The sequence below is a fragment of the Anaerobacterium chartisolvens genome, assembly GCF_003337415.1.
Taxonomy (GTDB): domain Bacteria; phylum Bacillota; class Clostridia; order Acetivibrionales; family DSM-27016; genus Anaerobacterium; species Anaerobacterium chartisolvens.
On the sequence record NZ_QPJT01000016.1, the window covers coordinates 44,196 to 56,520 of the forward strand.

Consider the following 12,325-nt stretch of genomic DNA (forward strand, 5'->3'; position numbering starts at 1 on the left):
TAGGAGGCAATAAAGATATAGACTATGTATGATTACGGGGTATGCAAAAAGCAGGCTTATATACCCTCCTATCGCTATAGATCCGCCGCACCTTAAAAAAGGTGCCGATAATAGGTTGGTACAAAGCCTGCCTGATTTTTAACGTTGAATAAACTACATTCCAAGCATATCATCAAGTATAAAAGGCAGACCTACAGGGGTAACCGAATTAGTGACTAATTTATCAAGTATGCCTATAGTGCTTTCCTTGCAGCATGAAGGGCGACTCCTTTTCTCTGTATGCCCTATCCGATGTCATCGCGTCATATATATCGGCTACAGCTATTATTTTAGCGAATTCATGTATTTTGTCCGCTTTAAGCCCTACAGGGTAGCCTGTGCCGTCCTCTCTCTCGTGATGCATCAGCACCGCCATGCATATATCCTTGCTGAAGCTTCCGTTACTCTCTAACAGCCTGTAACCGTGTACGGTATGCTTTTTTATCTCCTCATACTCTTCTTCAGTCAGCTCCGACGGCTTACTCAATATATCAGGCAATATTTTAGTCTTGCCAATATCATGCAAAAGCCCCGCCTGCACAACAGCCTTAAGCTTGTCGGGCGGAAGTTTCATCCACTTTCCTATGAGCATACATAGCAGGGAAACATTTATACCATGCGTATAGGTATATTCATCCACGCTTCTGATCTGGTTTATGCACCCTACCACATCTCTGTTTTCGTTTATTCTGCTGATAATGGAATCAGACATGTTATTAATGGACTTTGTGTTTATGTTATTTCCTATGGATATTTCATGAAGTATATTTTTAATTTCATCAACATTTTCATTGTACTGAATATTAAAGCTTTCAGCATCGTTTGACACTATAATATCCTCGGGCTGCTCCATAACTCTGAAGCTATGATGTCCGAGATTGTCCAGCTTTTTTATAATATGGTCGTCAAGTATAGTATTCTCAGCTACTATTACCGCACCATATTCGTTATATATGCTTTCTGCCATCTGCATTCCCGGCATACATTCACTTAAACTCACAAATACTTTTTTCATCTTTCCACCTGCATATTAAAAGAATGCGTAAATATTTATTATACCAATAATTATAACACATTATTTCAAAAAAAGAACATATTATGTAAAAAAATTTTTTTCGTTTCAATACTTGTAAAATTATTCCCATAACCTTGTTTGGTAAACTTTTTGCATTGCCATGCCTAAAGTATTATGTTAACATGAAGTAAATATTTACTTTGATGAAAGGGGATGGGCCTTTGCAGACAAATAAAACTAAGAGCATAGAAAAAATATTTGATGAGCTTTACAAGCTCAGCCCTCTTACAAAAAAAGTAATCAAGCTTGGCACTCATATATCTCTTTTACTTCTGGTTTTTGGAACGCTGCTTATTCTTTTCAACCGTTCCGCCTTTACTTATGATGCGTATTTCCAGCTTATTGCAGTGTCAATTATAAAATCCAGCTTAACGATACTTGCAGAGGTAATTATAGGGGGCTTGATTATTGATTATCTTTTTAAAAAGAAATAGACCAATCTATATATAGGTTGGTCTGCTTTTTGTTAAAAATCTTTTATTTCCCCGTGCCTCTCTTTATTATTTATTTCCATAACACTGTTTTTATCACTTACAAAAATAATTTTAGGCTGGAAATCCCTTGCTTCCTTTGAATCGAACATTCCGTATGAAATAATAATTATTATATCTCCCCGCTGCACCAGTCTGGCCGCCGCTCCGTTTAAGCATATGGTTCCGCTTCCCCTCTCCCCGGGTATTACATAGGTTTCAAACCTGCTTCCGTTATTATTATTTACAATTTGAACCTTTTCATTCCTTAGAATATCTGAAGCATCCATAAGATCCTCATCTATTGTAATGCTGCCTACATAGTTCAAATTTGCCTCTGTAACTGTGGCACGGTGAATCTTGGATTTCATAAGAGTAACAAACATTAAATCACACCTCCACCATTATGTTATCAATAAGTCTGGTGCCTCCGAATTTAACCGCGGCAGCTATAAGAACCTGGCCCTCTATCATGGGTATTTCTTCAAGCCCTGTGGCATCCAAAATTGAAATATAATCTATATCCGCCAGCCTCTCTGCCGAAATGCTTCGGGTCAGGTATTCAATTATATTATGCTTTGAGCGTTCCCCTTTTTGTATCATGTCCCTCGCATTAAAAAGAGAGCGGGATAATACCAGTGCCGCCGCTCTTTGCTCGGCATTCAGATAAACATTTCTGGAGCTCATGGCAAGTCCGTCCTCCTCTCTTATAATAGGACACGTTATAATTCTCACATTCATATTCAAATCCCTTGTCATTTTTTTTATGACTATGGCCTGCTGGGCATCCTTTTGACCGAAGTAAGCATTGTCGGGCTCCACTATATTGAAAAGCTTGGCAACAACGGTAGTAACGCCCCTGAAATGCCCCGGTCTGGACCTGCCGCACAGCTTTTCGGTAACACCTTGAACCTCGACAAAGGTACCGCAGCCTCCGGGGTACATTTCCTCCGCCGAAGGCGCGAATATTACATCCGCCCCCGCTGCCTGAGCCAGCCCGCAGTCCCTTTCAATATCCCTTGGATACGTTCCGAAATCCTCATTCGCGCCAAACTGAATGGGATTTACAAATATGCTGACAACGCTAAAATCATTGCTCTGTGAGCATTTTTCTATTAGTGAAGCATGCCCTTGATGCAAATATCCCATAGTAGGCACCAGACCTATTGTCTTGCCCATGCTTTTCTGCTCTTTTATTAACGCCTTAACATCCTCAATTTTTTCAATTACTCTCATCTGTATTTCTCCTTTAGCTGCACAAGTATTTCATCCTCAACGGTAAAGGAATTGCTTTCATTCGGAAAAAGCTCTTCCTTTACTTCTTTAATATACATTTCTGCCGCCCGGGTTATGTCGCCTTCCATATCAAGGTATTTTTTTGCATGTCTGGGGCTAAAGTCCTTAAACATTCCCAGTATATCATGGGCTACAAGCACCTGCCCGTCACAGCCCGCCCCTGAGCCTATACCTATTGAAGGTATCTCAAGCCTTCCGCTGATGAACTCCGCAAGCTTATACGGCACGCATTCCAGTACAATGGCAAATGCTCCCGCTTTCTGCAACGCCAAAGCGTCGTTAAATATTTTTTCGGCCGTCTCTATGGTTCTGCCCTGAGCCTTATGTCCTCCAAACACATTGATGGACTGCGGTGTATACCCCAGATGCCCCATAACAGGTATTCCCGCCGCTATAATAGCCTTTACGGTTTCCACTACTTCCTCTCCGCCTTCAAGCTTAATGGCTTTGCATCCGCCTTCACTCATAAGCCTTCCGGCATTTCTTACGCTTTCATGCCTTCCGGTGTGGTAGGACAAGAATGGCATGTCTCCCACCACCAGAGCTCTTTTTACGCCTCTGGACACTGCTTTTATATGATGCAGCATATCCTCCATTGTCACCCTTACGGTGTCTTCATATCCCAGCACAACCATTCCCAGCGAGTCTCCCACAAGTATGGAATCAACTCCCGCCTGATCCAAAATTCTTGCTGTGGGATAGTCATACGCCGTAAGCATGGAGATTTTGTTTTTATTCTCCTTCGCTTTTTTGAATTCGTTAATTGTAAACCTTTTCTGCATTGTAATCCTGCCTCCCAAAAGTAAAATGTATTGAGATCGATGCTTATTCGTTCCATTTTATTGCCGCTATAACTAAAACTGGCCCATCCCATGACAGGATCGGCCAGCAAATATGCAATATAAAGTAATTGCTCACTAAAAACAGGCTTCCCGTCTCTGTCCTTAAAGGATCAAAGCAGCTTTTATTAAGATTAAGCAGTTATTTCCTAAACCGTACGGCTCAATTTATAGTCATGATGCCGTCGTCTTATAATATATTACCACACCGGCAGCCCACAAATCAACACTTTGCAGCAACGGCCGCTGTATAATATTTTACTCAAATTCCCCTTTTCCCCCTCTTTTGAAAAGAGAGGGGGGCAGGGGGGTGAGTAGATTCTTAATGTTTATGCTGTAAAACATAACGGACAGCCCGTTTTAAAGAGCTGTCCATCGGTATCGCTTTAATTAATTTGACTTTGCAGCTTTAGCGGCAACCCTTCTTTTAAGACGCGCTTCCTGCCACACAGCCCATAACGGGCTCGCTATAAAGATAGTGGAATAGGTTCCGCTTAAAAGTCCTATCATAAGAGGGAAGCTAAAATCCTTTATTGAATCAATGTTATTCACGAATGCAAATACGTATAATGTAATTACACAAATCATAACCGTCACAGTTGTATTTATTGTTCTGGAAATGGTCTGTATGACACTTGTATTTACAAGCTGTGAGTATGGCATATTTCTCATTGCTTTTGTGTTTTCCCTTATCCTGTCATATACAACTATCGTATCATTAATTGAAAATCCAAGTATAGTCAATACCGCCGCCAAAAATGATTCATTTAAGGGAAGTCCGAAAACAACGTAAACGGAAAACATAATAAATGCGTCATGAATCAAAGCCAGATTGGCAAATATGGCTGCGGACAGACCCGACATAACGCTGAATCTCCACCACACATACAATACAATAAGAACAGAGGCAATAATGGCAGCCAATATCCCCTTCTGAAGCATTTCCTTTCCCATAAAGGGTTCTACGCTCTGAATCTGCATTTGTGCATCCTCTGATACGTTGAAATCCTTTTTAAGAAGCTCAACCACCTGATTTATCTCTTCTCCTGTCAGCGTGCTGTCCTTTGCAACCCTCAACTGAAGGAGATTAATCTTACTGCTTGAATCTTCAGCGTTGTATGTCTGCATTTTCTGTGCGGTGACACTCTTTCCTATAGCTTTGCTTATAGCAGCCTGAATATCCTCAGTGTTATAGCTGTCGTCACTCATAAAAATCTGCATAAGAGTGCCGCCTTGAAATTGTATGTCAAGCTTTACTCCTTTTACCATCAGCCCTATAATCCCGCTCAAAACGAGTATTATGGACAAAACGAAAAAATAACGCCTTTTACTAAACAAATCTACCATATAAGCACCTCCTATGAACCATAAAGCCAGCGGTGTTTTGCAATATTAATATCCGCAGCGGCTCTCAGCATTATTCTTGAAGCAGTTACTGCCGTAAAGAAGCTTAATAACACTCCCAAAAACAGGGTGACGGCAAAGCCCTTGATTGCTCCGGTTCCAAGGAAGTAAAGAACTACCGCCGATATAATCGTTGTAACGTTGGAATCCAAGATAGCCGAAAAGGCTCTTTTAAAGCCTGAATCAACAGAAGCTCCAAGTGTTTTTCCGCTTCTTAGCTCCTCCTTGATTCTTTCAAATATAATTACGTTTGCATCCACTCCCATACCTATTGAGAGAATAATACCCGCAATACCGGGGAGAGTCAGAGATATTTTGAACAGCGAAAGAACTACCATCTGAATTACAACAAGGCCGAAAAGCGCAATACATGCTATTACTCCCGGAAGCCTATAATACAGTATCATAAACAGGGCTACAAGTATAAACGCCAATATACCCGCCATTATTGTAACCTTTAAGGCACCCTCGCCAAGCGTGGGGGTTATGGAATTCAAATCCCTTGCGACCAGCTTAAAGGGCAGAGAACCTGATCTTATTGTGGCTGCCAGCTCTCCCGCTTCCTTGGCATCTCTCTGTCCGTTTATCGTGGCTTCTCCGTCGGGAATCTGTGACTGTACCGTAGGAGCAACTATAAGGGTGTCATCCATAAATATTGCAATTCTCTTTCCAATCAGCCTGCCTGTGGCCTCTGAAAACTTCGTCTTACCCTCTCCATTGAGCTTGAGGGTAACAACCACCTCTCCCGTCTGAGGATCCGTGGCAATACCTGCATCACTTACATGCTTTCCCTCTATTACAATTTTATTAGTGGGCTTGTAAAGCTTGTTTTCATCTACTAAGTTTTCGTCAACCTCCTGAAATGTAAGCAGAGCTGTTTTCCCTATTTCATCTACCGCCTTTTGAGGGTTAAAATCCTTCTCTCCGGGCTTGTATGGAATTTCTACAACTATTCGTCCGTTTTCATTCTCCGTAGTGATGTTTCTGTCATAAATACCCTGAGAATCCAGCCTTCTCTCTATAACCGCCCTTGCAGAAGCAAGCTCCTCGGCGGTAGGCCTTTGTCCCTCAGGCAGGTCGGGATACAGCGTGGTGGATATTCCACCCTTTATGTCTATTCCAAACCTCATGTTTCTAACGTCATTAATTCCCAAGGCAGGTATACCATAGCCTGCCACGCAAGCCAATATACCAATTACGACAATTACCGCCAGGAATTTAATCCCGTTGCTACGTCTCATCTGTAAAATTCCCCCTTTTTTTTGTTGTCCGCATGACGATATTATATAACTATAGCAACTGCCAGTCAATAGCAAAACGCTGTTATTTTAAGAGCTTTTACAGCAGCCTGTTGCCGTTGATTATGAGCTGAAAGCTGAGACCCAGAAAATCTGCCGCCCTTCGGTTCATTGTCATTCTGACAAGAAATATTTCAAAGTAATCCATAACCGGGCATATTTTTGTGTCTATTTTTAATTCCAGAACGGCGGTTGAATCCTCCCTGCTTACTGATATTCTGGAATCCTCTACGGCATAGTTTACCCTGTCATGTATGTCAAAGGTCGCAAAATCCTGGTTCCTTACCCTGCTCCTGTGTACATCCGATTTATCGGCAAGAATTAAGGCTGCCGAAATTTCGCTTACCGCTGTTCCCGAATCTTCATCATGGTTCCCTATAGCCATCATTATTTCAGCAGCCTCCGCGTACTGCATACCCATTTTTACGAGAAGGTTATAGGCTGTAATAGCTCCGGTATGAGCGTGATCCACACGGTTTACTGCATTTCCTATGTCATGGAGGTAGCCTGCTATCCTTGCAAGCTCAACCTGCCTTTGGGAGTATCCGAGGCTTTTCATTATCCTTCCCGCATTGTCGGAAACCATTGTTACATGTCTGAAGGAATGCTCAGTGTACCCCCTCTGCGCAAGCTGCCTTTCGGATATTTCCAAGAAAGCCTTTACTTCCTCATTTTCCTTTACTTCCTTTAATGTAACAATACCCATATCAATACCTCATAATAATTATAATTCTCATAAAATAAATTTTTTATGTCTTTAAAGTTATATTTATATAGGATGCGATAAAGATTTTACAAGCATGGAGGATATAATTGCTTACAGAAATTTTTAACTCCAACGAAAAGATGCCTTGAGGGGAAATGTCTCCCGGGTCTGTCATCAGGCACTTTTCTTAGATGTATTCCTTACGGGTCAAAAAAATTTCTTCCATCAAATTATATCCTCCATGTAAAATCTTTATCGCTATATATTTGGAAATAATTTAATCCTGTGACTTTATCCATAGCGCACATTCTATTCTCTTTTTCTCAAGCTCGCAGCCCACACTGTAGGGAATGTCTATATCCCCGTTAAATTGATAGGCATTGGCGGCACATCCTCCGCTGCAGTAAAACTTCGCCCAGCATGAAGAGCATTCCTTTTTAGAGTATATGTTCGAATTTTTAAACACGCTTAATATGCTGTTGTTAAGCTGTTCATCAAGCACATTGCCCATTCTGAAATCCTCCATGCCGACAAATTGGTGGCATGGGTATATGTCCCCGTCAGGAGTAACCGCAAGGTATTCATGTCCCGAACCGCATCCCCTCAGCCTTTTCACAATGCACGGGCCCTGGCTTAAGTCAATCATGAAATGAAAGAAGTTAAAGCCCTCTCCGCGCCTTTGCCTGCTTACATATTCATACGCCAGCTTTTCATACTCTTCAAACAGAACAGGCAAATCCTGCTCTCTTAAGTCATATCCCGAGCCCTTTGCCGCCACAACCGGCTCTACCGAAATCTGCTTAAAACCCTCGTTTGCAAGATGGAGCACATCCTTGGAAAAATCAAGGTTATGCCTCGTAAATGTACCTCTTACATAGTATTTATCCTGATTTCTTGATTCAGCCATGTCCTTTATTTTAGGAAGAATGTGCCTGTATGTGCCCGAGCCGTCCACCTTAAAGCGCATACGGTCGTTTGTGCCCTCTCTTCCATCAATGCTTAAAACAACATTAGACATGTTTTCATTAATATATCGTTTAAATTCTTCATTTAGCAGCACGGCATTTGTCGTAATGGTAAACCTGAAATTTTTATTGTGCTCGCGCTCCTTGCTTCTGGCGTATTCCACAACAGTCCTGACGGTTTCAAAGTTCATCAGCGGCTCCCCGCCAAAAAAATCTATTTCAAGATTCCTCCTGCTTCCGGACTTTTGTATGAGCAGGTCTATTGCCCTTATGCCGATCTCGGGAGGCATAACCATTCTGCTTCCGCCGAAATCCCCTGTGGATGCAAAGCAATACCTGCACCTTAGGTTGCAGTCGTGAGATACATGAAGGCACAGAGCCTTTACAACAGGCTCCTTGTCCAATAACGGCATAACCTGACGGTATTCATCCTTTGAATAAAGCTGTCCTCTTTCAATAAGGCCGTCAATTTCCAAAAGCGCCTCTTGTGTCTGTTCGGGCTTATACCTCCCCGACAGCCGGTCTATGGTATTCTTCTTATCCCCGTCCTCATAATACTGCAGCGCGTCATAGGCTACATCGTCAAAAATGTGTACAGCTCCGCTGTTTACATCTACTACTATGTTTGTTCCATGCATTTTAAATCTGTGAATCATTTTATGCTGTGACCTCCAAAAAAATATTCCTTCCCTGAAAAAAGCAATATGCATACTGCTTTAAAGGAGGATGAGTAGCCTTCATAGCATTGCCCCTATAGCAAAAAAATGAAAAGTGAATAAACGCTTCACCTTCCACTTTTTGAATTCCGCTTATGTACGTTTCTTCAATTAATAATTTATTATTTCTTTTCGCAGCTTTGGTTTGCTACGGTGCAAGATGTTTTGCAGGCGGATTGGCAGGATGTCTGGCACTCCCCGCAGCCCCCATGGCTCATGCTTTCCTTTAATGTAGAACCGCTTATTGTTTTGATATGCTTCATTGCTCTTCCCCCTATAAATTTTTAACGTAATACCTTTTAGTACAAAACGCTAATGGCACAAAGTGCTAATGGCACACGGCGCCAAAACACAACATTCACTAATATGGCATAAAAATTATAGCATATCGGGAGATTATTGAAAAGTATTATTTTCTTGTTCTTTTATGTCTCGCGCCACTGTTCCTTTTAAGGTTTATACAGATAATTCCCCCTATTGAGCTTGTCAAAACACATATTATCGTCATATAAATTACATTTCTGTCTATTTTAAAGCTGCCAAAGGCTGCGCTGCCTGCCAGATAGAGCACCAATACATAAATAAGCCCTACCGCGCTTCCGTTCAGCCACCCGCGGCTTGATACATTCCTTGTGGCTATGAACCCTGCCGTAAACACGCTTATCATGGTGCCTATTATGACGGCGGAGGAAATATATTTTTCAGGGAAATCGGTATGTGAAAGAATGAAAGAAAATATTAGAAATACCGGTATGGTGACAGCATAGGAAATAATAATGCCCTTTCCTATTGAGGCAAAGCATATATGCTTCTTTACGGCATCGGGAATCCCCTGATTTGATTGCTTTTCCATGTTAAAATACCCCCAATACGCTTATCCCAGAGACTTCCTTTCATATACGAAGGACTTCTCTGATACAGTATATTGAGGGCAGCTTAAGGTTAGAACTAAAAAGTTGTCAAATACCCGGCCTTACGACTCTATTACCTTCTCAACCTCTTTTATTCCCCACCTTTTGAATTTTACCTTAGTCTTTTCCACCCCGGACTCAATAGTTATTTCATCGTCTTTAATGTTTACGACTCTTCCCATCACGCCGCCTATAGTAGTTACATTATCACCCACTTTAAGAGCATTCAGCATTTCACGCGTCTTTTTCTCCTTCTTTCTCTGAGGCAGAATAAGAATTACATACATGAGCCCGAACATTAACACTAAAGGTACCAGAGTAATTAACTGTTGCATAAACAACCTCCCACTGTATATTTTTTATTTATTTCTATCTGACATTGAATATAATACCATTATTTATACCCAAATGCACTAAAAAATTTATTTCTGAAATCCCCAAGCCTGTCCTCGGATATAGCCTCTCGTACATTTTTCATAAGGTTTAACAAAAACCTCAGGTTATGCCATGTGGTGAGCCTTATTCCAAGCACCTCCCCTGCTTTGATGAGGTGCCTTATATACGATCTCGTAAAGTTTTTGCATGCATAGCAGTCACACTCAGGATCCATAGGGGAATAATCCCTTGCATATTTTGCATCCCTTATAATTATCCTTCCCGCGCCTGTCATAACGGTGCCGTTTCTTCCTATCCTGGTGGGAAGCACACAGTCGAACATGTCAATTCCCCTTATAGAGCCCTCTATAAGATAATCGGGACTGCCCACTCCCATCAGATACCTTGGCTTGTCACCGGGAAGCAGCGGAACGGTGACATCAAGCATATCGTACATTTCAGCCGCAGGCTCCCCAACGCTAAGCCCTCCTATCGCATACCCGGGGAAATCAAGCTCCAAAAGCTCGTTTGCACTCTGTACCCTGAGGTCTTTGAAGGTTCCTCCCTGTACGATGCCGAAAAGCGACTGTCTTTCGGTATCGGAATGAACATCCCTGCATCTTTTGGCCCATCTTGAGGTACGCTCCAGAGAATTCTTTGCATAATTGTAATCGCACGGATAAGGTATGCACTCATCAAATGCCATTATTATATCCGCTCCAAGGTCATTCTGAATCTCTATTGCCCTCTCGGGTGAAATAAAGTGGCTTGAACCGTCAATATGAGACTTGAAGGTTACCCCCTCTTCCTTTATGCTTCTCATGCCTCCCAGGCTGAAAACCTGAAAGCCTCCGCTGTCGGTAAGAATAGGCCTGTCCCATCCCATAAAGCCGTGCAGTCCTCCCGCCTCTCTGACAATATCGCTTCCCGGCCTCATATATAAATGATATGTGTTGCTTAATATTATTTGAGCCTCAACATCCTTAAGCTCTGCGGGAGACATCCCCTTGACGGTTGCCTGAGTACCCACAGGCATAAAGGCGGGGGTATCAAAGGAGCCGTGGGGGGTATGCACCCTTCCCAGCCTTGCCCCTGTCTGTCCGCATGTCTTTATCAGCTCATATTTAACCGCTGCCATAGTGCTTTCCCCTTATCCTCATTTTAGTTTTACTGCTTATTTTATAAGCATTGCATCCCCAAAGCTGAAAAACCTGTATCCCAGCTCTACCGCCTTACCGTAAGCAGCAAGCGTGTTCTCCCTCCCCGCAAGGGCGCTGACCAGCATTATAAGAGTTGACTCCGGCAAATGAAAATTGGTAATAAGAGAGTCAACCGCTTTGAATTTATAGCCGGGATAAATGAATATATCGGTCCAGCCTGTGCCGGGAAACAATGTTCCGTCATCGCCGGAGGCCGTCTCCAAAACCCTGCAGCTTGTAGTGCCGACCGCTACAACTCTGTTTCCCAAAGACTTAGACGCGTTTATTTTGTCGCAGGCCTCCTGAGATATTGTGTAAAACTCCGAATGCATCTTATGCTCCAATATGTTTTCACATTTTACAGGTCTGAAGGTTCCCAGCCCTATATGCAAAGTGACATATGCAATACCGATTCCCTTATTTTGAATTTCCTCGAGAAGCTCCCCCGTAAAATGCAGTCCCGCCGTCGGAGCAGCCGCAGAGCCCCTGTGCTCGGAATATATTGTCTGGTAGCGCTCGGGATGCTCAAGCTTTTTGGTTATATATGGGGGCAGAGGCATAACACCTACACTGTCAAGTATTTTTTCAAATACCCCTTCATATTCAAATCTTACAAGCCTGTTTCCGCCTTCAATCACCTCAATTATCTCGGCCTTTAAAAGCCCGTCTCCAAAGACAAATCTGCTTCCCGCCCTTGCTCTTTTTCCCGGCTTTAAAATTACCTCCCATACGTCCCCGTTCAGCCTTTTTAAAAGCACAAATTCAATTTTAGCCCCGGTATCCTCCTTTTGGCCCAAAAGCCTGGCAGGAATTACTCTTGTGTTGTTTAAGACAAGGCAGTCTCCCTTATTCAAATAATGTACAATGTCCGTAAAGCTTTTGTGCCAAAGCTCTCCTGTCTGCTTGTCCAGCACCATAAGCCTTGACAGGCTTCTTTCCTCTAAAGGCTCCTGAGCTATCAGCTCCGGAGGCAAACAGTAATCGAATTCTTTAATGTTCATATTTTTTATACACCCTGTATCATTTTATCCA

At 42.4% G+C, this 12,325-nt stretch carries 15 protein-coding genes; 1 reads left to right on the forward strand and 14 read right to left on the reverse strand.

The genetic code is table 11. From position 1 onward, the window contains the following. Positions 1–153: 153 nt before the first annotated feature. The gene (locus DFR58_RS22615) at positions 154–288 is read right to left on the reverse strand and encodes a DUF6514 family protein (protein ID WP_423230838.1); all 135 of its coding nucleotides are present in this window, start codon (positions 286–288) and stop codon (positions 154–156) included. Next, positions 224–1,054 carry an HD-GYP domain-containing protein gene (locus DFR58_RS13890; RefSeq protein ID WP_114298455.1) on the reverse strand — a complete coding sequence of 277 codons (831 nt, stop codon included), beginning with the start codon at positions 1,052–1,054 and terminating at the stop codon, positions 224–226. The genes DFR58_RS22615 and DFR58_RS13890 overlap by 65 nt, the downstream gene beginning before the upstream one ends. A gap of 221 nt (positions 1,055–1,275) precedes the next feature. Here DFR58_RS13890 and DFR58_RS13895 point away from each other — a divergent pair, with 221 nt between their 5' ends. Then, positions 1,276–1,548, forward strand: coding sequence for a hypothetical protein (locus tag DFR58_RS13895; protein WP_114298456.1), 273 nt, complete (start codon positions 1,276–1,278; stop codon positions 1,546–1,548). A 32-nt stretch (positions 1,549–1,580) separates the two neighbouring features. On the opposite strand, the gene panD is transcribed toward DFR58_RS13895, so the two are convergent. From panD to queA, 12 genes are all read right to left on the reverse strand, one after another. Further along, entirely contained in the window at positions 1,581–1,970 is a 390-nt protein-coding gene (panD, locus tag DFR58_RS13900) for an aspartate 1-decarboxylase (RefSeq protein WP_114298457.1), read from the reverse strand. Between the two features lie 4 nt (positions 1,971–1,974). Continuing rightward, entirely contained in the window at positions 1,975–2,820 is an 846-nt protein-coding gene (gene panC, locus DFR58_RS13905) for a pantoate--beta-alanine ligase (protein WP_114298458.1), read from the reverse strand. Further along, positions 2,817–3,662, reverse strand: a complete 846-nt coding sequence (panB, locus tag DFR58_RS13910) for a 3-methyl-2-oxobutanoate hydroxymethyltransferase (RefSeq protein WP_114298459.1) — start codon at positions 3,660–3,662, stop codon at positions 2,817–2,819. The genes panC and panB overlap by 4 nt, the downstream gene beginning before the upstream one ends. A gap of 447 nt (positions 3,663–4,109) precedes the next feature. After that, positions 4,110–5,066 carry a protein translocase subunit SecF gene (gene secF / locus DFR58_RS13915; RefSeq protein ID WP_114298460.1) on the reverse strand — a complete coding sequence of 319 codons (957 nt, stop codon included), beginning with the start codon at positions 5,064–5,066 and terminating at the stop codon, positions 4,110–4,112. An 11-nt stretch (positions 5,067–5,077) separates the two neighbouring features. Then, entirely contained in the window at positions 5,078–6,364 is a 1,287-nt protein-coding gene (gene secD / locus DFR58_RS13920) for a protein translocase subunit SecD (RefSeq protein WP_114298461.1), read from the reverse strand. Positions 6,365–6,461: 97 nt separating this feature from the next. Continuing rightward, entirely contained in the window at positions 6,462–7,127 is a 666-nt protein-coding gene (locus DFR58_RS13925; protein ID WP_114298462.1) for an HD domain-containing protein, read from the reverse strand. 277 nt (positions 7,128–7,404) lie between these two features. Beyond that, positions 7,405–8,748, reverse strand: a complete 1,344-nt coding sequence (gene scfB, locus DFR58_RS13930; RefSeq protein WP_114298463.1) for a thioether cross-link-forming SCIFF peptide maturase — start codon at positions 8,746–8,748, stop codon at positions 7,405–7,407. 182 nt (positions 8,749–8,930) lie between these two features. Continuing rightward, positions 8,931–9,071: a six-cysteine ranthipeptide SCIFF gene (gene scfA, locus DFR58_RS13935; RefSeq protein ID WP_114298464.1), complete on the reverse strand. Its 141-nt coding sequence runs from the start codon at positions 9,069–9,071 to the stop codon at positions 8,931–8,933. A 146-nt stretch (positions 9,072–9,217) separates the two neighbouring features. Next, positions 9,218–9,661, reverse strand: a complete 444-nt coding sequence (locus DFR58_RS13940; RefSeq protein ID WP_114298465.1) for a TIGR04086 family membrane protein — start codon at positions 9,659–9,661, stop codon at positions 9,218–9,220. Between the two features lie 120 nt (positions 9,662–9,781). After that, positions 9,782–10,054 carry a preprotein translocase subunit YajC gene (gene yajC / locus DFR58_RS13945; protein ID WP_207659234.1) on the reverse strand — a complete coding sequence of 91 codons (273 nt, stop codon included), beginning with the start codon at positions 10,052–10,054 and terminating at the stop codon, positions 9,782–9,784. A 59-nt stretch (positions 10,055–10,113) separates the two neighbouring features. Then, positions 10,114–11,232 (reverse strand): tRNA guanosine(34) transglycosylase Tgt, encoded by a 1,119-nt coding sequence (tgt, locus tag DFR58_RS13950; protein WP_114298467.1) that lies wholly within the window; start codon positions 11,230–11,232, stop codon positions 10,114–10,116. Between the two features lie 36 nt (positions 11,233–11,268). Next, complete coding sequence (gene queA, locus DFR58_RS13955; protein WP_114298468.1) at positions 11,269–12,294, reverse strand: tRNA preQ1(34) S-adenosylmethionine ribosyltransferase-isomerase QueA; 1,026 nt, start codon at positions 12,292–12,294, stop codon at positions 11,269–11,271. Between the last annotated feature and the right edge of the window lie 31 nt (positions 12,295–12,325).

What these genes read in the sequence shown, in the direction of transcription:
- DFR58_RS13890 (WP_114298455.1), bottom strand. Translation starts at nt 1,054, where the DNA reads ATGAAAAAAGTATTTGTGAGTTTAAGTGAATGTATGCCGGGAATGCAG.
- panD (WP_114298457.1), bottom strand. Translation starts at nt 1,970, where the DNA reads ATGTTTGTTACTCTTATGAAATCCAAGATTCACCGTGCCACAGTTACA.
- panC (WP_114298458.1), bottom strand. Translation starts at nt 2,820, where the DNA reads ATGAGAGTAATTGAAAAAATTGAGGATGTTAAGGCGTTAATAAAAGAG.
- panB (WP_114298459.1), bottom strand. Translation starts at nt 3,662, where the DNA reads ATGCAGAAAAGGTTTACAATTAACGAATTCAAAAAAGCGAAGGAGAAT.
- secF (WP_114298460.1), bottom strand. Translation starts at nt 5,066, where the DNA reads ATGGTAGATTTGTTTAGTAAAAGGCGTTATTTTTTCGTTTTGTCCATA.
- secD (WP_114298461.1), bottom strand. Translation starts at nt 6,364, where the DNA reads ATGAGACGTAGCAACGGGATTAAATTCCTGGCGGTAATTGTCGTAATT.
- DFR58_RS13925 (WP_114298462.1), bottom strand. Translation starts at nt 7,127, where the DNA reads ATGGGTATTGTTACATTAAAGGAAGTAAAGGAAAATGAGGAAGTAAAG.
- scfB (WP_114298463.1), bottom strand. Translation starts at nt 8,748, where the DNA reads ATGATTCACAGATTTAAAATGCATGGAACAAACATAGTAGTAGATGTA.
- scfA (WP_114298464.1), bottom strand. Translation starts at nt 9,071, where the DNA reads ATGAAGCATATCAAAACAATAAGCGGTTCTACATTAAAGGAAAGCATG.
- DFR58_RS13940 (WP_114298465.1), bottom strand. Translation starts at nt 9,661, where the DNA reads ATGGAAAAGCAATCAAATCAGGGGATTCCCGATGCCGTAAAGAAGCAT.
- yajC (WP_207659234.1), bottom strand. Translation starts at nt 10,054, where the DNA reads ATGCAACAGTTAATTACTCTGGTACCTTTAGTGTTAATGTTCGGGCTC.
- tgt (WP_114298467.1), bottom strand. Translation starts at nt 11,232, where the DNA reads ATGGCAGCGGTTAAATATGAGCTGATAAAGACATGCGGACAGACAGGG.
- queA (WP_114298468.1), bottom strand. Translation starts at nt 12,294, where the DNA reads ATGAACATTAAAGAATTCGATTACTGTTTGCCTCCGGAGCTGATAGCT.